Source organism: Azospirillum baldaniorum (genome assembly GCF_003119195.2).
GTDB lineage: Bacteria > Pseudomonadota > Alphaproteobacteria > Azospirillales > Azospirillaceae > Azospirillum > Azospirillum baldaniorum.
Genome location: NZ_CP022253.1, coordinates 1,678,458 through 1,699,827 on the forward strand (window position 1 = coordinate 1,678,458; position 21,370 = coordinate 1,699,827).

The following is a 21,370-nucleotide window of genomic DNA, read 5'->3' on the forward strand; positions in this document are numbered from 1 at the left end:
GTGCAATTCCTGACAGACTGAGCAACATGAGCAACGACGACGCGGCTGGCCGCGCGAAACAGAAGCGCGGCTCCCGGAACCGGACGGGTGGCGGATCGGCCAAGGCCCGGCGCAAGGCCGCACGCCTTGCCGCCGTCCAGGCCCTGTACCAGATCGACCTGAACCAGATCGAACCGACCGGCATCGCTGTGGAATCCGTGATCGGCGAATTCGTCAATCACCGGCTGGGTGAGGAGATCGACGGGGCGAAGTTCGTCGCCGCCGATCCCCAGCTGTTCGCCGATATCGTCCGTGGTGTCGCGCACCGCCGGGCGGAGGTCGACGGCATGCTGGCCTCGGCCCTGGAGCCGCGCTACGCGCTGGACCGCCTGGAATTGCTGATGCGCGCCATCCTGCGGGCCGGCGCGTACGAGCTGTTCGTCCACAACGACACCCACCCGCGCATCCTCATCAGCGAGTATGTGGACGTGGCGCACGCCTTCTTCGCGGGTCGTGAGCCGGGCATGGTGAACGGCGTGCTCGACCATGTGGCCCGCGCGCTGCGGCCGGACGAACTCGCCCAGCCGGACCCCAGCCGTGACCAGTCCAAAGACCGCTAGGGCAGACACCGGCAAGCCGCTCGGCGAGTTCGGGCGGATCGACCGTTACTTCAGGCCGCTGGCGTCCGGGTTTCCGGGCGCCCGCGGGCTTGCCGACGACGCCGCCGTGTTCGGCGTTCCACCGGACCAGGAACTGGTCGTCACCACGGACGCCATGGTGGCGGGCGTCCATTTCTTTCCCGACGACGCGCCCGGCGACATCGCCGCGAAGCTGCTGCGCACCAACCTGTCGGACCTCGCCGCCATGGGCGCGGCCCCCTACGCCTACACCCTGGTCACCGCCCTGCCGAAGACGGTGGGGGAGGAGTGGCTCGCCGGCTTCGCCGCCGGTCTTGGTGAGGATCAGGCCCGGTTCGGCATCGCTCTGGCGGGCGGCGACTCGGTCTCGACCTCCGGACCCATCACCCTATCGGTGACCGCCTTCGGTCTGGTGCCGAAGGGCGGGGCGGTGCCACGCTGGGGCGGGCGCCCCGGCGATCGCGTCTACGTCACCGGCAGCATCGGCGACGCGGCGCTCGGCCTGGAGATCGCCTACGGAACGCTGGAGGTGGCCGACGACTCGGCGCGCGCCGCGCTGCTGGGACGCCTGCGGCGGCCCGATCCGCGGACCACGCTGGGGCCGCGTCTGGTGGGGCTGGCGACCGGCTGCCTGGACGTGTCCGACGGTCTGGTCGCGGATCTCGGCCATCTGTGCGAGGAATCGGGCTGCGCCGCGGTTCTGGAGTCGGGGCGGGTGCCCCTGTCGAATGCAGCGAGGTCGGTGATCGGCGACGATCCGGCGCGCTTCGCCATGGCTCTGACCGGCGGCGACGATTACGAGCTGCTCTTCACCGCCGCGGAGCACGCCGCCCCGGCGCTCGCCGCCCTGTCGGCGGAGACCAGCGTGCCGGTGACCGCCATCGGCCATCTGCTGGAGGGACCGGCGGGTGAGGTGACGGTAACCGATGCGCAGGGGCGGATTCTCGACCTGCCGACTCGCGGCTGGGACCATTTCTGAGAGCATCCTCGTCGCGCGACTCCGCTTAACGCAATCGAAAGCAGGGCGGCGCTAGGCTCGATCCGTTCCGTATCCGGGAAGGGATGGGTGTGATCAAGGCCGTCATATTGCTGGTTTTGGGCCTGCTGCTGCTGGGCGGCGCGGGCTTCGGCGGCTGGATGATCTACAACAAGTATTTCGTCGAGCATGAGGAGTCGGCCCCCAAGAAGGAGGAGCCGCCGCCCAAGCCGCCCACCGGCTTCGTCCGCATGGCTCCGCTGGTCGTCCCGGCCATCGGCACGCAGAAGGTCGAGCAGTTCGTGACCGTGGTCGTCACGCTGGAGGTCGTTCTCGAGAAGGTGCCCTATGTGCAGGCCCGCCAGCCGCTCGTCTACGACCGCTGCCTGTCTGCCCTCTACGCCGCTGTCGACGACCGGTCGGTGATGACCGGCAACTTGGTCAACATCATTGCCGTAAAAGAAAAACTCGCCGCCGCCGCCGCGAAAGTGGTGGGGGAAGGCGTGGTGCAAAATGTTCTTGTTCAGGTGGTTACACAGCGCAATTTGTAACCGTTCTTAAAAAAGCCTATCCGAAAGTCAGGAGCGCCTCGGCCAAATCGCCGCGCCTATTCGAGCGTGGCGGCTGTTGCATTGTGCCATCCTCTTCGGCATCCTTTTCGTGAACAACTCGCCCGTCATCCACCTTCGTTTGTACGGGTCGTTTTCACGACAAGGCGGTAATCGGGCCCGAAACCATAAGAATTTGGGGGAACCGATGGCAGCAGCGTTCGTCATCATCATCGCCAGCGGCCTGTTGGCCCTGGCGTATGGGTACTACGCGGGCAAGCAAGTCATGGCGGCCTCCGCCGGTTCCGACCGCATGCAGGAAATCGCTGCGGCCGTGCAGGAGGGCGCCCGAGCCTATCTGAATCGCCAGTACACCACCATCGCCATCGCCGGCGTGGTTCTTCTCATCATCCTCGGCGCCTTTCTCGGCCTGCATGTGGCCATCGGCTTCCTGATCGGATCGGTCCTGTCGGGGGCCGCCGGCTATGTCGGCATGAACGTGTCGGTCCGCGCCAACGTGCGCACGGCCCAGGCGGCGACCCAGGGCTTGGCCCCGGCGCTCGACATCGCCTTCAAGGCGGGGGCGATCACCGGCATGCTGGTGGTCGGGCTGGGTCTGCTCGGGGTGGGTGTCTACTACGGCATCCTGACGATGATCTACCGCGTGACCGACCCGATCGAGGTCCGCGCCGTGCTGGAGGCCCTGGTCGCCCTCAGCTTCGGCGCCTCGCTGATCTCCATCTTCGCGCGGCTGGGCGGCGGAATCTTCACCAAGGGGGCCGACGTCGGCGCCGATCTGGTGGGCAAGGTCGAGGCCGGCATTCCGGAGGACGATCCCCGCAACCCCGCGGTGATCGCGGACAATGTCGGCGACAATGTCGGCGACTGCGCCGGTATGGCCGCCGACCTCTTCGAAACCTACGCCGTCACCATCGTCGCCACCATGCTGCTGGCGGCGATTTTCTTTTCGGGCGAGGTGATCCGCCTGCTCCTCGTCTACCCGCTGGTCATCGGCGCGGTCTGCATCGCCGCCTCCGTCGCCGGCACCTTCTTCGTGAAGCTGGGCAGCAACAACAACATCATGGCCGCCCTCTACAAGGGCTTGGCCGCCACCGCCGGCATCTCGCTGGTGCTGATCCTGATCGTGACCGCGATCATGTTCGGCTTCACCCGGCCGATTCCCCTGAACGGCGGCGGCTATGTGACCGGCGGCAACCTGTTCGTCTCGTCCCTGGTCGGGCTGGGCGTGACCGGCCTGCTGGTGTGGATCACCGAATACTACACTTCCACCGCCTTCCGTCCGGTGCGCAGCGTCGCCCGCTCGTCGGAGACCGGGCACGGCACCAACGTGATTCAGGGCTTGGCCGTGTCGATGGAGGCGACGGCGCTTCCCGTCCTGGTCATCTGCGTCGGCATCATCATCGCCTACGGGCAGGCCGGCATCTTCGGGATCGGCATCGCGGCGACCACGATGCTCGCGCTGGCCGGCATGGTGGTGGCGCTCGACGCCTACGGTCCGGTGACCGACAACGCCGGCGGCATCGCGGAAATGGCCGACATGCCGAAGGACATCCGCGTCACGACCGACGCTCTGGACGCCGTCGGCAACACCACCAAGGCGGTGACCAAGGGTTACGCCATCGGTTCGGCCGGTCTGGCCGCTCTGGTGCTGTTCGCCGCCTATGTACAGGATCTGAAGCATTATTTCCCGAACGTGGCGGTCGAGTTCCGGCTGGACGATCCCTATGTGGTCGTCGGGCTGCTGATCGGCGGCCTGCTGCCCTACCTGTTCGGGGCGATGGGCATGACCGCGGTCGGGCGCGCCGCCGGATCGGTGGTGGTGGAGGTGCGCCGCCAGTTTCGCGAGATCAGCGGCATCATGGAGGGCACCGCCAAGCCCGACTATGGCCGCGCCGTCGATATGCTGACCCGTGCCGCGATCAAGGAGATGGTCATCCCGTCGCTGCTGCCGGTCCTGGCGCCGGTCGTGCTGTACATCGTTATCGCCGCCATCGCCGGCCAGGCGCAGGCTTTCGCCGCTCTGGGCGCCATGCTGCTGGGCACCATCGTGACGGGGATCTTCGTCGCCATTTCGATGACCTCGGGCGGCGGTGCCTGGGACAACGCCAAGAAGTACATCGAGGAGGGGAATCACGGCGGCAAGGGCTCCGACGCGCACAAGGCGGCGGTGACCGGCGACACCGTCGGCGACCCGTACAAGGACACCGCCGGCCCGGCGGTCAACCCGATGATCAAGATCACCAACATCGTGGCGATCCTGCTGCTGGCGATCCTCGCCCAGATCGGCTGAGCCGGATCGACGAAAGTCGGGACGGCACCAAAAGAAAAGCCCCGCGGAAGCGGGGCTTTTCGCGTCTCTGCAGACCGGTTGGCGTCAGCGGCCGGGGCCGCGGTTGCGCGAGTCCTTGGCGGAGAAGCGCCCGACATTGCCGAGCATCTGTTCGAGGAAGCTCAGCTCGCGGCCGGCGGTGGGGGTGCTGCGATCGACGATGTCGATCTGCTGCCCGTCGGTGGCGTCGAGCTGCTTCATCTCCGTCACCACGCCGGCGTCGTCGAAATGGACGACGACGACACGGCGCTCCATCACGCTCGGCTGGAAGAAGGCGACCTTCTCCGTCTTCTGGCCGATGTAGTACCAGACATTCTGGTCGAAGGTTCCCACGGAGGTCGGCGTGCCGAGGATGTCCGCCACATCCTCCCGCCGCGACTGGCCGGCCTTGATCTCGGCGATGCGGTCGGGGTCCGCCATGTTGCCGCGGGTCGCCACGGTGGGCGAGCACGCGGAGACGGCGAGACCCAGAAAGGCGAAGGCGCACAGCGCCGAAGGAATCGATCTCGTCATGGTGCTCAGGCTATGATGGCGCGGGCGGACCGCCGGACCCTTGCGGCAGGCCGGACTCCGCCCGCAATGCCGGGACAATCGCATCGCGCGGTTTGTCCTGTCAACGAAACTCCGAGCGAGAGAGAAACCGTGCTTGACCGCCTGTTCCGGCGTCGGCGTGAAGCCCGCGCCGTCGCCGATTTCTATCTCACCATCGCAGCGCAGGCCCGCCTGCCGGCCTTCTACCGTGACCTTGGCGTTCCCGACACGCTGGACGGGCGCTTCGACATGGTGGTGCTTCACGTCTTCTTGGTGATGCGCCGCCTGAAGGGGCAGGGGACCGCCGCCGCGGACCGCTCGCGTCTGCTCTTCGAAGCGATGATCGACCATTTCGAGAAATCGCTGATGGAGCAGGGGGTGGGCGACAGCGGAGTCGGGCGGCGCATCAAGACCATGGCGCGCGGCATCGCCGGCCGGATCGAGGTCTATGACCGCGCGCTCGCCGCCGAAGACGGTGACGAGGGCGATGCGGCGTTGCAGGTTGCGCTCGACAACAACGTCTATGGCACCGCATCGGAGGTGCCGCCGCAGCGGCTGGCCGTCCTGGCGGCCTATGTCCGGCGCGAGGCCGCCGGGCTGGAGACGCAACCGCTGGAGTCGCTCATGGCCGGGGAGGTGCGCTTCGGTCCGCCACCCGGTGCCGGGACCGACTGACCGCGTCCATCGAGTCTCTCCTTATTATAGGGGTGGCGATTGGACTTGCCTTTCCCGGCGTCCGGATTCATCTGACAGTGAGACGAAGGCGCCCGCTTCAGAACGGGCGCTGTGACAAGGAACTGCTCGACATGCGCAACACGACCCAGCCTTCCGCCAGCCCAGCACCGGAATTCTCGCGCATCGTCCGCGCCGACGCCGTCCATCGCGACGGCGATCTGGTCGAAACCATCGAGGCGACGGAAGCCGAGCGCAAGGCGCTGGCCGAACGGTTCGAACTGGAGGGAATCGAGCGGTTGACCGCCCGGGTCCGCCTGCGCTCCGTGCGCGGCGGCCAGATGGTGCGCGTCGAAGGGGAACTGGAAGCCGACGTGGTGCAGACCTGCGTCGTCACGCTGGAGCCGGTGCCCGCCCAGGTTTCCGACCGCTTCGGCGCGCTGTTCGCGCCGGAGTCGATGGTCCCCGGCGAGGAGGACGAGATCGAAATCGACCCGAACATCGCCGAGGAGGACATCCCGGAGGCCATGACCAACGGGCGGATCGACATCGGTGAATTGACCGCCCAGCATTTGTCCCTGGCGCTCGACCCCTATCCTCATGCAGAAGGCGTGGCGTTCGACGGATACAGCGAAGGCGAAGAGGAGGAGGAGGCTGCGGCCCCCGCCGATGATGATGCCGGCGCCGATCCGGAGAAGCCGAACCCGTTCGCCGCGCTGGAACGTCTGAAACGACAGAATTGAGGGCGGAACGGGCTTGCCCTTCGGGGGCAATTGCCGTATTGAATGCCGCTCGCGTCAGGCGGCCCCTCTTCGGGCCGCCTTTTACAATGAAGAGAGTTTACGGCCATGGCTGTTCCGAAGAAGAAGACCTCCAAGTCGCGCCGCAACATGCGTCGCTCGCACCACGCTCTCCCGACCTCGTCCTACGCCGAGTGCTCGAACTGCGGCGAGCTGAAGCGCCCGCACCATGTCTGCGGCTCTTGCGGTCACTACGACCAGCGCGAAGTGGTTCAGAGCGCTCCGGCGGCCTGATGGCGGTTTGGTTGGCCGCCCTACGTCCTAGCCAGGGAGCCTGTCCGCGGTGAGCCAGCGCCTGACCATTGCCCTTGATGCTATGGGCGGTGACAAAGGACCCGACATGGTGATTGCCGGGGCGGATATCGCCCGCGAGCGTCACCCGCAGGTGCATTACCTGCTGTTCGGGGACACCGCCCGCATCGAGCCGCTGCTTGCGCAGCGGCCCGCCTTGAGAGCGGTGGCCGAGGTGCGCCACACCCCGGACGCCGTGGCCGGCGACGCCAAGCCGTCGGTCGCGCTGCGCGCCGGACGCCAGTCGAGCATGCGTCTCGCCATCGACTCGGTGGCGGGCGGACAAGCCGCCTGTGTGGTCTCCGCCGGCAACACCGGCGCGCTCATGGCCATGGCCAAGTTCGTGCTGAAGACGATTCCCGGAATCGACCGTCCGGCCATCGCCTCCTTCTTCCCGACCCTGCGCGGGGAGAGCGTCATGCTCGACCTCGGCGCCAACACCGAATGCCAGCCCGAGAACCTCGTGCAGTTCGCCGTGATGGGCGCGGTCTTCGCGCGCACCGCGCTGAACCTTTCCGAGCCGACCATCGGCGTGCTGAACATCGGTTCGGAGGAGGTGAAGGGGAACGAGGTGGTGCGCGCCGCCGCGACCCGTCTGCGCGAAATGCCGCTGCCGGGGCGTTTCCATGGATTCGTCGAGGGCAACGACATCGCCACCGGCACGGTGGACGTGATCGTCACCGACGGCTTCACCGGCAACGTCGCCCTGAAGACCGCCGAAGGCACGGCGAAGCTCTTCACGGAGTTCCTGCGCCGGACGTTCCAGTCCTCCTGGACGGCGCGTCTCGGCTACCTGCTGGCCCGCGGGGCCTTCAAGCGGTTGAAGCAGCGCACCGATCCGCGCCGCTACAACGGCGCCATGTTCCTGGGCCTGCGCGGCGTCTGCGTGAAGAGCCACGGGGGCACCGACGCCATCGGGTTCGCCAACGCCATCGGTGTGGCCTACAATCTGGCGGCAAACGGTTTCAACGACCGAATCAAGGAAGAGATGCAGCGTCTCGCCGACGCCAAGCCTCTTCCCGACACGAAGGCGGCGGCGGTCTAACATCATGGTCAAGCGTTCCCGAGTTCTCGGCTGCGGTTCCTACCTCCCGGCCAACGTCGTCACGAATCGCGATCTTGAAGCCCGCGTGGACACCTCGGACGAGTGGATCGTCCAGCGCACCGGCATCAAGTCGCGCCACATCGCCGCCGACGGGGAACTGACCTCCGACCTTGCCATCGCCGCGGCGACCCGCGCGCTGGAGCATGCCGGGGTGGACGCCGCCAGCATCGACTGCATCGTGCTGGCGACGACGACTCCGGACAACACCTTCCCGGCGACCGCGACGAAGGTGCAGGCGGCGCTGGGGACCAAGGGCTTCGCGCTGGACATCCAGGCGGTGTGCGCCGGCTTCGTCTACGCCATGTCGATCGCCGACAATTTCATCCGCATCGGGCAGGCCAACCGCGCCCTGGTCATCGGCGCGGAGACCTTCTCCCGCCTGCTCGACTGGAAGGACCGCACCACCTGCGTCCTGTTCGGCGACGGCGCGGGGGCCGTGGTGATGGACGGCTACGACGCCGCCGGGACCTCGGCGGACCGCGGCGTTTTGTCCACCCACCTGCATTCGGACGGCGCCCAGTACGGGCTGCTCTACGTCGATGGCGGCCCGTCCACCACCGGCACGGCGGGGCATGTGCGGATGAACGGCCAGGACGTGTTCCGCCACGCCGTCAGCAAGCTGTCCTCGGTCGTCGAGGAGGCGCTGGCGGCCAACGGTCTGGAGCCTTCGGCGGTGGATTGGCTGGTGCCGCACCAAGCCAACCAGCGGATCATCGACGGCATCGCCCGCAAGCTCAAACTGCCGTCCGACAAGGTCGTGCTGACGGTGGACCGCCATGGCAACACCTCCGCCGCCTCGATCCCGCTGGCGCTGTGCGAGGCGGTGCATGACGGCCGCGTGAAGCGCGGCGACCTGATCCTCATGGAAGCCATCGGCGGTGGCCTGACCTGGGGCGCCGCGATGGTGCGCTGGTAAGCGGCGCGCCCGCTTCGTTTTTCCGCAGAGTGGCGTTTGCTGCGCTGCTCACAACGACGCGATCCAAGCTTTTGAATTGACCGGGTTCTTTCCCCGGATTACGGTTTTTCCCCTATGGTTTCGGGGGGGAAGCGAACCATGTCACAGAACACCGTCACCCGCGCGCAGCTCAGCGAGGCGGTCTACCAAGAGGTCGGCCTGTCGCGCAACGAATCCGCCGATCTGGTCGAAAGCGTCCTGGAGGAGATCTCCGACGCCCTGGCCCGCGGCGAGATGGTCAAGATCTCGTCCTTCGGCAGTTTCCAGATCCGGCAGAAGGGGCAGCGGGTCGGCCGCAACCCGAAGACCGGCGAAGAGGTTCCGATCCTGCCCAGGCGCGTCCTGGTCTTCCGGGCGAGCCACGTCCTGAAGAACCGCATCAACGAGGTTGTTGAGGCGGAGGAAGCCGAGGCGCAGCGCGTGAAGGCGGTCTCCTGATCCGCCGCCCGCACCGGCCGACAACAAGGGTTTCCCGGATATGAAGGCGCGCGGCCCCACGAAGTCCGCCACGGCGTTCCGCACGATCAGCGAGGTGTCGTCCGACCTGGACGTGCCCCAGCATGTGCTGCGTTTCTGGGAAGGCAAGTTCCCGCAGCTCCGTCCGCTCAAGCGCGGTGGAGGGCGGCGCTACTACCGCCCGGAAGACGTGGACCTGCTGCGGCAGATTCAGAACCTGCTGTATGGCGAAGGCTACACGATCAAGGGTGTTCAGCGCCTCCTGAAGGACGGGAAGGTGGACGACGATCCGGACAGCCGGAGGGTGGAGGAAAGGCCGGAAGAACCGGATGTCGTCGACACCTTCGAGGCCATTCCGGACGAAGCGGCGGTGGCTTTGCTCGACGGGGAGGAGGGCGCTCCGGACGTTGCGCTCGATGGCCTGTCGGACACCATCCGGCAGGCCATCGCCCAGGCGCTCGACGAGTTGAAGGAGGCTCGCCTTCTGCTCGCGGTGGGAGAGGATAAAGAAATTCGAGAGGTGTGAAAAAAAGTGAACTGTAGCGCTTGCGTTGGACCAAGGTCCCGGCTATAGTCCCGCTCCCTTCCAGAACGAAGGGCGGTCCGTCGAACGGAGCGTAGCGCAGCCTGGTAGCGCATCAGACTGGGGGTCTGGGGGTCGCAGGTTCAAATCCTGTCGCTCCGACCAATGTTCTGGAAGATGAAAAGGCCTTGGAGCTGATCGGCTCCAAGGCCTTTTCTTTTGCTTTTCTCCAACGGCCGGTTTGCGGAAGCCGCCGGGCCTCTGCTGGAGAGGCCGGCGGTGGTTCCATTGCAATGCGCGCCCGCTCAGGCGGCGCTTTCCGATGCGGCCACGGCCTCGTCGGTGGCGGCGTCCTGCTGGTTCATCTTGCGCCGTTGCGCGGCCATGTCGATCAGGGCGGTGCGCAACGCCGGATGGCGGGCGGTGAATTGGTTGAAGTCGCGCCGCTCCAGCACCTGGAACTGGCAGTAATCGACCGCGGCGACGTCGGCGTTGCGCCGCTGGCCGCTCAGCAGGGCCATCTCGCCGAACATCGTGCCGGCGCCCAGGCGGATGGTCTGGCCCTCCATGAGCACCTCCACGGCGCCGGAGGCGATGAAGTACATGGCGTTGGCGCGGTCGCCCTTGCGGATGATGCGCTCGCCGGGCACCGCCGACTTGGGCCGGAACAGCATCATCAGCCGCTCCTGCTCATGGGCGTCCAGCAGCGACAGCACCGGGAAGGTCTTGGCGAGCGCCTGGATCTGCAGGTCGTGCTCCTTCTCGCGCTCCTCCGCTTGGTGGCGGGCGTCGGCGAGGCTGCTCTGGAGCTGCTCGAACTGCTCCCAGCCATAAGGCGGCACGCCGGCGGCGCGCTTGGCCTGGAGATGCTTGCGCAGCGCCGCGACGGCCGCGAAGACCGCCGGATTCAACGTGATCGACAGCAGCGCTCCGGCCAGCACGAGGTCGCGCCCTTCCTCCGGCAACAGGCCGAGCGACATGCCCAGCCCGACGAGGATGAAGGAGAATTCACCGATCTGCGCGAGGCTGGCCGACACCGCCAGACCCATGCCCACCGGGAAGCGCAGCAGGATCACGATGCCGAAGGCGATCAGCGACTTGCCGACCACGATCAGGGCTACCACGGCGATGACCGCCAGCGGGTCGCGCAGCAGGATCGACGGGTCGAACAGCATGCCGACCGACACGAAGAACAGAACGGCGAATGCGTCCTGCAACGGCATCGAATCGGTGGCCGCCTTGTGGCTGAAGCGCGACTCGTTCAGCACCACGCCGGCGAAGAAGGCGCCCAGCGCGAAGGACACGCCGAACAGCACCGCCGAGCCGTAGGCGACGCCGAGCGCGATGGCGAGAACGGACAGGGTGAACAGCTCGCGCGAGCCGGTGCGCGCCACGTTGGTCAGAATCACCGGAACGACGCGCGGGCCGAGCACGATCGCCAGAACGGAGAAGGCCGCCACCTTGCCCAGCGTCAGGGCCAGCGTCAGCCAGATCGGACCGTCCGAGCCGGCGCCATGGCCCCCGGCGGCGCCCCCAGTGGTGCCCGGCGCGTGGCCGCCCAGGACCTCCGCCAGGGCCGGCAGCAGGACGAGCGCCAGGACCATCGCGAGATCCTCGACAATCAGCCAGCCGACCGCCACGCGGCCTTCGGCGGTGTTCAGCATGTCGCGCTCTTCCAGGGCCTTCAGCAGCACGACCGTGCTCGCCACCGACAGGCTGAGGCCCAGCACGAGGCCGGCGCCGAGACTCCAGCCCCACAGCCAGGCCAGCCCGACGCCCAGCGCGGTGGCGAGGCCGATCTGGCCGACCGCGCCGGGAATGGCGATTTTCCGGACCGCCAGCAGATCCGAGGGCGAGAAATGAAGACCGACGCCGAACATCAGGAGAATGACGCCGATCTCGGCCAACTGGGCGGCCAGGGCACCGTCGGCGACGAAGCCCGGCGTGAAGGGACCGATGATGACGCCGGCGACCAGATAACCGACGAGGGGAGGCAAGCGAATGCGGTCGGCGAGGTATCCGAATATGAAGGCCAACCCGAATGCGATGGCGATCATTGAAATAAGCGGAACGTCATGGGACATGCGAAAATCCTGGCTGCATCGGCGCGATGCCGCATAGTACGGATTTTGCTGGTGCTTGTGGGGGGAGTCGTCGGGATTTTTTCCAGTCTCGCGCTCGCTTTTTCGGGAACTGAAACGCGATTTGCGCGAATTCCCCTCAATTGCCCAATGACTCGGCGCCGGGTGGGAAACGCGGTGTGACCTTGCTGGCCCGCCGCGATCAAGGGGTGGATAAGCGGGGCGGGGCCGCTATGCTTCGCCGGGCGAAGGTGAGGTGGGGAGCATGGCGAGCAAAAGACGGAAGGCATCAAGGAAGGCGGGCCGGGGTCGTCTGGGAACGGGGCGTCCGCTGGCGGGCGAATCGATGGTTCTGGAGGGACGGGCGGCGCGCCCGCCGGTTCGGACGGCTTCCGCCACGCGCAGCCGGAGCGTGGCGAAGCGCGCCCTGTCCCTGGATGGCGATTCGGGGGCGTTTCTCGGACCCGAGCAGCAGTATCTGCTGAAGAAGCGCCAGGAGGTCGAGCGGCGCGAGGCCCGGTTGCGGCGCACCGTCGGCGGTGTGCTGGCTGCGGTCGTGGCTGGGGCTGCGGCCGGGCTCTTCTGGCTGTTCGGCGGAATGTGAGCCGCGCGGCGCCCGCTCCCATGAAATTGGAACGCGGGCGCGGCGCGAAGCGTATCAGGACCCCAGGCGGCGGCGCAGGAGCGACAGCGGCTGCGGGTCGTCCAGCGACGGCTGGAAAGCGACGGTGATCTCCGTCAGGGCGTGCGCCCAGCTCTCCGGGTTGGTGTTCTCCGGCGCCTCGGCGGAGGTGAAGCCGGTGCGCAGGAGGAAGCGGTACTGGTCGGGGATGACGTGCCCGACGGCCCGGATTTCACCCTGATAACCGAAGCGCTCCCGCAGCTCGCGCGCGGTGGAGAAGCCGCGGCCGTCGCGGAACTTCGGGAACTCGATCGCCACCAAGGCGAAGCGGTCCAGGTCCGGCGCGATGGCCGGGGCCAGGGTCCCGCTCTTGACCCGGACGCCGAGCGCCGCGTTGCGCCCGTCGAAGCTCGCGCGCTCCGCCTGCCAGCGCTCGAAGGTGACGACGGCGGGGCGGTCGGCGGGAACCGGCTCGCCGTCGGCGACCGCGACCCACTCGTCCTCGACGATGCGGCCGTCCTTAATGAGCGGCATAGACTCTCTCCTTGAACGGGCCGTGGCCGACGCGCTTCAGCGTGTCGATGAAGCGTTCCCCGTCGTGCCGGTTGGACAGATAGACCTCGACGATGGCCTCGATGGCGTCCACCGTCTCGTCGGCGGTCACCGCCGGGCCGAGGATGTCGCCGATCGCCGTGGTCAGGGTCGGGTCGCCGCCGACGGTGATCTGGTAGAACTCCTCGCCCTTCTTATCCACGCCGAGGATGCCGATGGCGCCGACATGGTGGTGGCCGCAGGCGTTGATGCAGCCGCTGATCTTGATGCCCAGCTCGCCGATGGTCTGCTGCCGCGCCGGATCGGCGAAGCGGGCCGAAATGGCCTGGGCCAGCGGGATCGAGCGGGCGTTGGCCAGCGCGCAGTAGTCGAGGCCGGGGCAGGCGATGATGTCGCCGATCAGCCCGGCGTTCGGCGTGCCCAGCCCGTTGGCCTCCAGCGCCGTCCACAGGGTGAACAGCGCGTCCTGCCGGACATGGGCGAGGACGAGGTTCTGGGCGTGGCTGACGCGGAGTTCGCCGAAGCTGTGCGCGTCGGCCAGATCGGCGATCAGCTCCATCTGCTCCGACGTGGCGTCGCCGGGGATGCCGCCGGCGGGCTTCAGCGAGATGGTGGCGGCGGCGTAGCCGGGAACCTTGTGGGCCAGCACGTTGACCGCCACCCAGCGGGCGAAGTCCGGGTTCGCGGCCTTGGCGGCCTGGAAGGATTCCGGCTCGTCGGTCAGCGTCTCGAAGGCCGGACCGCCGAAGCGGCGGCGGATCTCGTCGACGACCTCCGGGGCGAGGCGGTATTTCGGGCCGCGCAGGCGGGCGAACTCCTCCTCCACCTCCTGGGTGAATTTCTCCTGGCCCAGCTCGTGGACGAGGATCTTGATGCGCGCCTTGTAGATGTTGTCGCGCCGGCCGTACTGGTTGTAGACGCGCAGAATGGCTTCGAGATAGGCGACGAAGTCCTCCTCCGGCACCCAGTCGCGGATCAACTTGCCGATGAAGGGCGACCGGCCGAGGCCACCGCCGACGTAGAAAGTGAAGCCGACCTCGCCCCGCTCGTTGCGCTTGGCGAAGACGCCGACGTCATGGACGCGGATGGCCGCACGGTCGGCGTCCGACCCCATGATGGCGATCTTGAACTTGCGCGGCAGAAAGGTGAATTCGGGGTGCAGAGTCGTCCACTGCCGCAGGATCTCGGCGTAGACGCGCCCGTCCACCACCTCGTCCCGCGCCGCACCCACGAACTGATCGGTGGTCACGTTGCGCACGCAGTTGCCGCTGGTCTGCAGCGCGTGCATGTCCACCTCGGCCAGCTCATGCAGGATCGCCGGGGTGTCCTCCAGCTTGATCCAGTTGAACTGGAGATTCTGCCGGGTGGTGAAGTGGCCGTAGCCCTTGTCGTACTTCCGCCCGATCTCGGCCAGCTTGCGGAGCTGCCGCGCGGTCAGGACGCCGTAGGGAACGGCGATGCGCAGCATGTAGGCGTGGAGCTGGAGGTAGAGGCCGTTCATCAGCCGCAGGGGCTTGAACTCGTCCTCGGTCAGCTCACCGGACAGGCGGCGCTCGACCTGGGCGCGGAACTGCTCCACGCGCTCCGCGACGAAGCGGCGGTCGATGTCGTCGTAGCTGTAGACCCCGGCGTTGCGGCCGGGCGCGATGTGGTTCATGGAACTCGCCCTTGTCAAAAAAGTGGCCGCCCGGTTCAGGCCGCAGCCTGCTTGCCGAGATCGATGCGGACGGTGGGGCCGAGCGCCCGGATGCGCTCCCGCGTCTTGACCGGCACCCGCTGCCCATCGGTGACCCGCAGGTCGAAGGCGTAGACGTCCACGGCGAACTGCTCGCCCTCCGCCTGCGCCTTGGCGGCGGCCAGGGCGGTGTCAGCGGCGGCCGCGTCCTCGAACAGGGCGGCGTCGTCCAGACGCTCCACCCAGCCGAGGCCGGGGCCGGGGGCGAGGAAGATCACCTCGCCGTCGCGCAGGCGGTTGGCGGTGATGGCCTTCAGCACCGCCTCGTTCCTGGACTTATCGTTCAACGCCATGCCTTCAACTCCTAAAACGAACGCTCACGCCGACACGGCGATGGAAAACGGATTCTGGCCGGTGGTCTGCTGCCACGCGCCGATCAGGGCGCGCAGCCGCACGACCTCGCCGACCACGACGATCGCGGGGCGCTTGGCCTGTAGCCGCACGACGTCCCGGGCGCAATGGGCAAGATTGGTCTCGATGACGCTCTGCGCCTCGGTGCTGGCGCTCGACACGATGGCGACCGGGGTCATCGGCGGCTTGCCGGCGGCTTCAAGCCGTTCGGCGATGGTCCCGATGGTGCCCAGCGCCATGTAGAACACCAGCGCGCCGGGCATGCGCGCCAGGACGTCCCAGTCCAGATCGGCGGGCAGACCGCCGGCCTTGTCGTGGCCGGTGACGAAGGTCGCCGTGGTGCCGAAGCCGCGGTGGGTCACCGGGATGCCGGCGTAGGCCAACCCGCCGATCCCCGCGGTCACGCCCGGCACCACGCGGAAGGGAATCTCGGCCTCGGCCAGCGCCAGGCATTCCTCGCCGCCGCGCCCGAAGACGAAGGGGTCGCCGCCCTTCAGCCGCAGCACCCGCCGGCCTTCGCGCGCCAGCTCCACCAGCCGCGCGTTGATCGCCTCCTGCTTGGGGGAGGGGTGGCCGGCGCGCTTGCCCATGTCCACCAGAAGGGCGTGGGGGTTGGCGGCCTCCAGGATGCCGCTGCCGACCAGCGCGTCGTGGACGATGGCGTCGGCCTCGCCCAGCGCCTTGGCGGCCAGCAGGGTCAGCAGGCCCGGATCGCCGGGACCGGCCCCGGCCAGCCAGACGCTGCCCGGCTCGAAGGCGGGCAGGCGGGAAAGGAGCGACATAGCGATCATGGCAGCCATCCTTTGGCGGCGATCAGATCCCGGCAGGCGCGCAGCACCTCGGGTCCTTTGGCGCCCGTGGCGCGCAGGCGGTCGCGGAGCGCGGCGAGTTCCGCCAGCCGGTCCGCCCAGACGGCGGGGAACAGAGTCTCCAGCCGTTCGCGGAGCACCTGGGCCAGCGCCGGGCTCCGGCCGCCGGTGGAGACGGTCATCAGAAGGTCGCCGCGCCGTATCACAGACGGCGCGTGGAAATCACAGAGCGGAATCACATCCTCGACATTGACCAGGATGTTGCGGTCGCGCGCCTGACGGGCAAGCGATTCCGCGGCGGGGTCGTCGATGCCGACGACGAACAGCACCTGCACGCCCTCCAAGTCGGCGGGTGAGGGCAGGGCACGGCGCAGGGCCGCTCCAGCGAGGGCGATCAATTCCGCATCCGGTTCCGGTGAATAGACCGCCGGTGCCGCGCCGCCTTCCAGCAACTGCGCGAGACGGCGCTTCGCCAGCGGTCCCTGACCGACCAGCGCGATCTGCACATGCGTCGGGTCGAGCGCGACCGGGATCACCGCGGCCACCCGAAATGCACACCGAAGCTATCGTGAAAAGACATCATGGGCGCATTTAAGCGCGATGGCGGGGTGCAATCAACAGATTTCACAAACTCGCTTAAACCTATAATACAAGTAGACAATGTATATGCATTGCAACGCCGTGAAACTGGTGTTAATGTGCAATTCAGAACAAATACTCCACTTCGTGGATAGGCAAATAGGCCATGCTTGATGGACTTGCTCAGGCTGTGAAACTCGACCGCGTGGCCGATCTGACCGAACGTTACGGACGGCTGGACGGGGCGGTGCTTCTGAACGCCCTTCTGCGTGATGAATTCGACGGTCGCGTCGCTGTGGTTTCGTCCTTCGGAACGGAATCGGCGGTGCTGCTCGCCCTGGCGGCGGAGGCTGACCCGTCCTTCCCGGTTCTCTTCGTCGACACGGGGAAGTTGTTCGGGGAAACGCTGCGCTACCGCGACAAGCTGGTGTCCGCGCTCGGCCTGACCGGTGTGCGCACGATCGGCCCGACCGACGCGGATCTGGCGGCGGAGGACCCCGACGGCCTGCTGTTCACCCGCTCGCATGACGCCTGTTGCCATCTGCGCAAGACGGTGCCGCTGGACCGTGCGCTGGAGGGTTTCGACGCCTGGGTGACCGGGCGCAAGCGCTTCCAGGCCTCCACACGCGCCGCCCTTCCCCTGTTCGAGACGGAGGAGGGCACGGGCCGCATCAAGATCAACCCGCTCGCCCACTGGGACCGCGAGCGGATCGACCAGGAATTCGCGCGGCGCAACCTGCCGCGCCACCCGCTTGAGGCCGACGGCTTCCTGTCCATCGGCTGTTTCACCTGCACCGAGCGTGTCGCTCCCGGTGCGGACCCGCGGTCGGGCCGCTGGGCCGGAACCGCCAAGACCGAATGCGGCATTCACACCTTCAAGAAGACCGGAACCGCACAATGACCGCCGATCTCGATTACCTTGAGAGCCAGAGCATCTACATCCTCCGCGAGGCCTACAACCGCATCGACAAGCTGGCTCTGCTGTGGTCGATCGGAAAGGACAGCAACGTCCTGCTCTGGCTCTGCCGCAAGGCGTTCTTCGGGCGCGTGCCGTTCCCGGTCGTCCAGCTCGACACGGCAATGGAGCTGCAGGAGGTCTACGACTTCCGCGACCGCATCGCCGGGGAGTGGGACCTCGACCTGCGGGTGGAGCAGTGCCCGCCGGAAGCGGACATGGACCAGACCCTGCCGCCGCTGACCCGCGCTGCCGCCCGCAAGACGGAGGGGCTGAAGAACCTCCTGCGCACCGGCAAGTACCAGGGAATCATGGTCGGCATCCGCCGCGACGAGCAGGCGACCCGCGCCAAGGAGCGCGTCTTTTCCCCGCGTTCGCTGGAAGGCGACTGGGACGTGAAGGACCAGCCGGCGGAGTTCTGGGACCATTACAAGACCCGCTTCGACGAAGGCACCCACGTCCGCATCCACCCGCTGCTGCATTGGACCGAACTGGACATCTGGCGCTATTCCAAGCGCGAGGGGATTCCCATCGTCCCGCTGTACTTCGCCAAGGACGGCAAGCGCTACCGCTCGCTGGGCGAGAAGAACATCACCTTCCCGGTGGACAGCACCGCCGGCACCATCGACGAGATCATCGCCGAACTGGTCGTGACCCGCATTCCGGAGCGCGCCGGCCGCGCCATGGACAACGAAGCCGAGGACAGCTTCGAGCGCCTGCGCAGCTCGGGCTACATGTAAGAAGCGGGGATTGGGACCATGGACATCCGGAACGAATTGAACGGCCAACTCCGCATCGTCATCGTCGGCCATGTCGACCACGGCAAGTCGACGCTGATCGGGCGCCTGCTGAACGACACCGGCAGCCTGCCCGACGGCAAGGTGGAGCAGGTCCACGAAATGAGCCGCAAGCGCGGCATGCCCTTCGAATGGGCCTTCGTGATGGACGCACTCCAGGCCGAGCGCGACCAGGGCATCACCATCGACACCACGCAGATCCACTTCAAGACGGAGCAGCGCCCCTACGTCATCATCGACGCGCCGGGCCACACCGAGTTCCTGAAGAACATGGTGACCGGCGCCTCGCAGGCCGACGCCGCCCTGCTGGTGATCGACGCCGCCGAGGGTGCCTTGGAGCAGTCGCGCCGCCACGCCTTCCTGCTGCATCTGCTGGGCGTGCGGCAGGTGGCCGTCGCCGTCAACAAGATGGATCGCGTCGACTTCGACCAGTACCGGTTCGAGGCGGTGTCGCAGGAGATTCGCGCCTATCTGGCGGAACTCGGCCTGCACACCTCCACGGTGATCCCGATCGCGGCGCGCCACGGCGACAACATCGTCACCCGCTCCGACAAGGCGCCCTGGTACGACGGCCCGACCGTGGTGGAGGCGCTGGACGCCTTCCGCCCGCAGCAGGCGCCGACCGAACTGCCGCTGCGCTTCCCGCTCCAGGACGTCTACAAGCCCGACGACCGCCGCATTCTGGCCGGCCGCATCGAGAGCGGGCGCCTGCGCGTCGGCGACACGCTGCGCTTCTCGCCGACCGGCGCCACCGCCACGGTGGTCAGCATCGAGGGGTGGAACCACAGCCAGCCCATCGTCGCCGCCCAGGCCGGGCAGAGCATCGGCATCACGCTGGACAAGCGCATCTTCGCCGAGCGCGGCCACGTCGCACACCATGAGGAGGGGGCGCCGTACGTCACCCACCGGCTGGGCGTCCGCGCCTTCTGGCTGACCTCGGAGCCGCTGGCGGTCGGCAAGACCTACACGCTGAAGATCACGACGGGCGAGCACCGCGTGACGGTGGAGAGCATCACCGCCGTCATCGACATCGAGGATCTGTCGAGCACCCCGGCGAAGGCGGTCCACCGCAACGAGGTGGCCGAGGTCGTCCTGCGCTCCCGCTCGCCGATCGCGGTCGACCTCGCGTCGACGCTGTCGCGGACCGGGCGCGGCGTGCTGATCGACGGCCACGACGTGGTCGGCGGCTGCATCGTCGTCGAGGTGGACGAGGGTCCCGCCGCGTCGGCCAACACGACCGAGGTCTCGCACGCCGTCACGGCGGACGAGCGCAACGCCGCCAACGGTCACAAGGGCGGAGTCCTCTGGCTGACCGGCCTGTCCGGGGCCGGCAAGTCCACCCTGGCCATGGCGCTGGAGCGCGCCCTGTTCGACCGCGGCTGGCAGGTCTTCGTTCTGGACGGCGACAATGTGCGCAACGGGCTGAACGCCGGGCTGGGCTTCTCGGCGGAGGACCGGGCGGAGAACATCCGGCGCGTCGCCGAAACGGCCAAGCTGTTCGCGGACGCCGGCGTTCTGGTCATCGCCTCGCTGATCTCGCCGCTCCAGGCCGACCGGGCGCGGGCGCGGGCCATCGGCGGCGAACGCTTCCACGAGGTCTATGTGGCCGCCGATCTCGCCACCTGCGAATCGCGCGACCCCAAGGGGCTGTACCGCCGGGCGCGCGCCGGGGAGATCCCGGAGTTCACCGGCGTCTCCGCCCCCTACGAGGCCCCGGAGTCGGCGGAGCTGACCATCGACACCGGCACGGTCACCCCGGTGGAGGCGCTGGGCGAACTGCTCGACTATGTGGATGGCGCGTTCGGCCGGAACGCCCTGAAGCGCGGCCGGGTATAGCGGCTTCGCCCATCCGTTCTGGAAAAAGCCCCTTCGCGTCGCCGCGGAGGGGCTTTTTCTATAGTGGTTCAGATTTCACATCCCGAAACGTATTATGTGAAATCCGGCATTTCATCATTCGCGAATGTGCAATTCGCTCTTCCTTCCGATAGGAGATGTGCTAAATAGGCGGGCAATTTTCTGCGAGGATGGAACCATGACCGCCCTGACCCGACGCTCCGCAATGCTGGCCGTGGCCGCCGTCGCCTCCTTGGCCGCCCTCACGCCCGGTGCGGCCCGCGCAGCCGATCCGGTGAAGCTGGAGGTCGGCTACATCCCCATCCTCGCCGCCGCTCCGCTGTTCATCCTGGAAGGGGAAGGCTGGGCGCGCGAGGCGGGCATCGACCTGAAGCTGACCAAGTTCGAATCCGGCCCGCACGCGATCCAGGCGATGGCCGCCGGCAAGATCGACCTGCTCTACGCCGGCGTCGCCCCGGTCCTGGTCGCCCGCTCGAAGGGCGCGGACGTGTCGGTGATCGCCAACTCGGCGGTCGAGGAGATGGTCGTCGCCAGCCGCGGCGAGTTCGCCAAGGCGCTGGGCGGCAAGGCCACCGCGGAGTCCATCGCGAAGTTCGTCGCCGACGGCGGCCGCAAGGTCAAGATCGGCACGCAGCCGCCGGGCTCGGTCCCGGACACGGTGCTGCGCCACTGGCTGTTCAAGGTGGTGAAGGCCGACCCGGCGAACGTGGAGATCATCTCCATGGGCATCGAGAAGACCCAGCAGGCCCTGCTCGCCGGCGCCCTCGACGCCGCCACCATTCGTGAGCCGACGGTGACCGTGACCCAGAAGGTCGATCCGAACGTCGGCCTGCTCGCCACCGGCGCGGAGATGTTCCCGAACCAGCCCGGCACCGTCATCGCGGTCCGCGGCCCGGTCGCCAAGGAGCATGGCGAGGCGCTGACCCGCCTGCTCAAGGCGCACATCCGCGCCGTGGACCTGATCGCCAAGGACCCGGCCCGCTCCGCCAAGGTCGCCAACGAGTATCTCGGCAAGGGCCTGATGGAGCCGGCCACGCTGGAGGCCGCCTTCCGCTCGCCGGGGTCCAAGTTCGTCGCTGACCCGCACGGCGTGGTCCCGGCGGTCGAGCAGATGATGGCCTACGCCAAGGAGATCGGCTCCGCCGAAGGCACCGTCCCGGTGGCGGAGGCGTTCGACTTCCGCTTCTACGACGCGGCCGCCGCGAAGTAAG

At 67.7% G+C, this 21,370-nt stretch carries 23 protein-coding genes and 1 tRNA gene; 17 read left to right on the forward strand and 7 right to left on the reverse strand.

The features are described 5' to 3' along the window. Positions 1–26: 26 nt before the first annotated feature. The 4 genes from nusB (at position 27) to Sp245p_RS07905 (ending at position 4,452) form a co-directional block, all read left to right on the forward strand. The gene (nusB, locus tag Sp245p_RS07890; protein WP_014240736.1) at positions 27–599 is read left to right on the forward strand and encodes a transcription antitermination factor NusB; all 573 of its coding nucleotides are present in this window, start codon (positions 27–29) and stop codon (positions 597–599) included. Continuing rightward, positions 577–1,596, forward strand: a complete 1,020-nt coding sequence (gene thiL / locus Sp245p_RS07895; protein ID WP_014240737.1) for a thiamine-phosphate kinase — start codon at positions 577–579, stop codon at positions 1,594–1,596. The genes nusB and thiL overlap by 23 nt, the downstream gene beginning before the upstream one ends. An 83-nt stretch (positions 1,597–1,679) precedes the next feature. After that, a complete protein-coding gene (locus tag Sp245p_RS07900; protein WP_014240738.1) occupies positions 1,680–2,144 on the forward strand; it encodes a hypothetical protein in 465 nt (154 codons plus the stop codon). A 205-nt stretch (positions 2,145–2,349) separates the two neighbouring features. Then, entirely contained in the window at positions 2,350–4,452 is a 2,103-nt protein-coding gene (locus Sp245p_RS07905) for a sodium-translocating pyrophosphatase (protein WP_014240739.1), read from the forward strand. An 84-nt stretch (positions 4,453–4,536) separates the two neighbouring features. Here the strand turns inward: Sp245p_RS07905 and Sp245p_RS07910 are convergent, their stop codons facing one another. Continuing rightward, complete coding sequence (locus tag Sp245p_RS07910; RefSeq protein WP_014240740.1) at positions 4,537–5,004, reverse strand: outer membrane protein assembly factor BamE; 468 nt, start codon at positions 5,002–5,004, stop codon at positions 4,537–4,539. 129 nt (positions 5,005–5,133) lie between these two features. On the opposite strand from Sp245p_RS07910, the gene Sp245p_RS07915 reads away from it, so the two are divergent. The 8 genes from Sp245p_RS07915 to Sp245p_RS07950 all read left to right on the forward strand — a co-directional run bounded on the left by Sp245p_RS07915 (position 5,134) and on the right by Sp245p_RS07950 (position 9,989). Next, complete coding sequence (locus Sp245p_RS07915) at positions 5,134–5,697, forward strand: ubiquinol-cytochrome C chaperone family protein (RefSeq protein WP_014240741.1); 564 nt, start codon at positions 5,134–5,136, stop codon at positions 5,695–5,697. 131 nt (positions 5,698–5,828) lie between these two features. Then, positions 5,829–6,437: a YceD family protein gene (locus tag Sp245p_RS07920; protein WP_014240742.1), complete on the forward strand. Its 609-nt coding sequence runs from the start codon at positions 5,829–5,831 to the stop codon at positions 6,435–6,437. Between the two features lie 105 nt (positions 6,438–6,542). Continuing rightward, on the forward strand, positions 6,543–6,728 hold the full coding sequence (rpmF, locus tag Sp245p_RS07925) for a 50S ribosomal protein L32 (protein WP_014240744.1): 186 nt from the start codon (positions 6,543–6,545) through the stop codon (positions 6,726–6,728). A 49-nt stretch (positions 6,729–6,777) separates the two neighbouring features. Then, positions 6,778–7,830: a phosphate acyltransferase PlsX gene (gene plsX, locus Sp245p_RS07930; protein ID WP_014240745.1), complete on the forward strand. Its 1,053-nt coding sequence runs from the start codon at positions 6,778–6,780 to the stop codon at positions 7,828–7,830. A 4-nt stretch (positions 7,831–7,834) separates the two neighbouring features. Continuing rightward, positions 7,835–8,806, forward strand: a complete 972-nt coding sequence (locus Sp245p_RS07935) for a beta-ketoacyl-ACP synthase III (RefSeq protein ID WP_014240746.1) — start codon at positions 7,835–7,837, stop codon at positions 8,804–8,806. Positions 8,807–8,944: 138 nt separating this feature from the next. After that, on the forward strand, positions 8,945–9,283 hold the full coding sequence (locus Sp245p_RS07940; RefSeq protein WP_014240747.1) for an integration host factor subunit alpha: 339 nt from the start codon (positions 8,945–8,947) through the stop codon (positions 9,281–9,283). Between the two features lie 40 nt (positions 9,284–9,323). Next, positions 9,324–9,827 carry a MerR family transcriptional regulator gene (locus Sp245p_RS07945; protein WP_014240748.1) on the forward strand — a complete coding sequence of 168 codons (504 nt, stop codon included), beginning with the start codon at positions 9,324–9,326 and terminating at the stop codon, positions 9,825–9,827. Between the two features lie 85 nt (positions 9,828–9,912). Then, positions 9,913–9,989 (forward strand) — tRNA-Pro (locus Sp245p_RS07950). A 140-nt stretch (positions 9,990–10,129) separates the two neighbouring features. Here Sp245p_RS07950 and Sp245p_RS07955 read toward each other — a convergent pair. Continuing rightward, complete coding sequence (locus Sp245p_RS07955; RefSeq protein ID WP_041811107.1) at positions 10,130–11,908, reverse strand: cation:proton antiporter domain-containing protein; 1,779 nt, start codon at positions 11,906–11,908, stop codon at positions 10,130–10,132. 343 nt (positions 11,909–12,251) lie between these two features. On the opposite strand from Sp245p_RS07955, the gene Sp245p_RS07960 reads away from it, so the two are divergent. Further along, positions 12,252–12,509, forward strand: coding sequence for a hypothetical protein (locus tag Sp245p_RS07960; RefSeq protein WP_014240751.1), 258 nt, complete (start codon positions 12,252–12,254; stop codon positions 12,507–12,509). A gap of 54 nt (positions 12,510–12,563) precedes the next feature. Here Sp245p_RS07960 and Sp245p_RS07965 read toward each other — a convergent pair whose 3' ends face one another. Genes Sp245p_RS07965 through Sp245p_RS07985 form a run of 5 tightly spaced genes read right to left on the reverse strand, consistent with a single transcriptional unit; the run spans position 12,564 to position 16,519 of the window. Then, positions 12,564–13,061 carry a DUF934 domain-containing protein gene (locus Sp245p_RS07965; protein WP_014240752.1) on the reverse strand — a complete coding sequence of 166 codons (498 nt, stop codon included), beginning with the start codon at positions 13,059–13,061 and terminating at the stop codon, positions 12,564–12,566. Beyond that, the gene (locus tag Sp245p_RS07970) at positions 13,048–14,736 is read right to left on the reverse strand and encodes a nitrite/sulfite reductase (protein WP_014240753.1); all 1,689 of its coding nucleotides are present in this window, start codon (positions 14,734–14,736) and stop codon (positions 13,048–13,050) included. Before Sp245p_RS07970 ends, Sp245p_RS07965 begins: the two co-directional genes overlap by 14 nt. A gap of 35 nt (positions 14,737–14,771) precedes the next feature. Continuing rightward, positions 14,772–15,107, reverse strand: a complete 336-nt coding sequence (locus Sp245p_RS07975; protein ID WP_082188161.1) for a DUF2849 domain-containing protein — start codon at positions 15,105–15,107, stop codon at positions 14,772–14,774. A 24-nt stretch (positions 15,108–15,131) separates the two neighbouring features. Further along, on the reverse strand, positions 15,132–15,956 hold the full coding sequence (gene cobA / locus Sp245p_RS07980; RefSeq protein WP_088123919.1) for a uroporphyrinogen-III C-methyltransferase: 825 nt from the start codon (positions 15,954–15,956) through the stop codon (positions 15,132–15,134). After that, a complete protein-coding gene (locus Sp245p_RS07985) occupies positions 15,953–16,519 on the reverse strand; it encodes a precorrin-2 dehydrogenase/sirohydrochlorin ferrochelatase family protein (protein WP_244439301.1) in 567 nt (188 codons plus the stop codon). Before Sp245p_RS07985 ends, cobA begins: the two co-directional genes overlap by 4 nt. Before the next feature lie 200 nt (positions 16,520–16,719). Between Sp245p_RS07985 and Sp245p_RS07990 the strand changes: the two genes are divergently transcribed. From Sp245p_RS07990 to Sp245p_RS08005, 4 genes are all read left to right on the forward strand, one after another. After that, positions 16,720–17,454, forward strand: a complete 735-nt coding sequence (locus tag Sp245p_RS07990) for a phosphoadenylyl-sulfate reductase (protein WP_014240755.1) — start codon at positions 16,720–16,722, stop codon at positions 17,452–17,454. Beyond that, positions 17,451–18,248, forward strand: a complete 798-nt coding sequence (cysD, locus tag Sp245p_RS07995; RefSeq protein WP_014240756.1) for a sulfate adenylyltransferase subunit CysD — start codon at positions 17,451–17,453, stop codon at positions 18,246–18,248. The genes Sp245p_RS07990 and cysD overlap by 4 nt, the downstream gene beginning before the upstream one ends. 18 nt (positions 18,249–18,266) lie before the next feature. Beyond that, the gene (gene cysC, locus Sp245p_RS08000) at positions 18,267–20,141 is read left to right on the forward strand and encodes an adenylyl-sulfate kinase (RefSeq protein ID WP_014240757.1); all 1,875 of its coding nucleotides are present in this window, start codon (positions 18,267–18,269) and stop codon (positions 20,139–20,141) included. A 196-nt stretch (positions 20,142–20,337) separates the two neighbouring features. After that, complete coding sequence (locus tag Sp245p_RS08005) at positions 20,338–21,369, forward strand: ABC transporter substrate-binding protein (protein WP_014240758.1); 1,032 nt, start codon at positions 20,338–20,340, stop codon at positions 21,367–21,369. The last annotated feature ends 1 nt before the right edge of the window (position 21,370 follow it).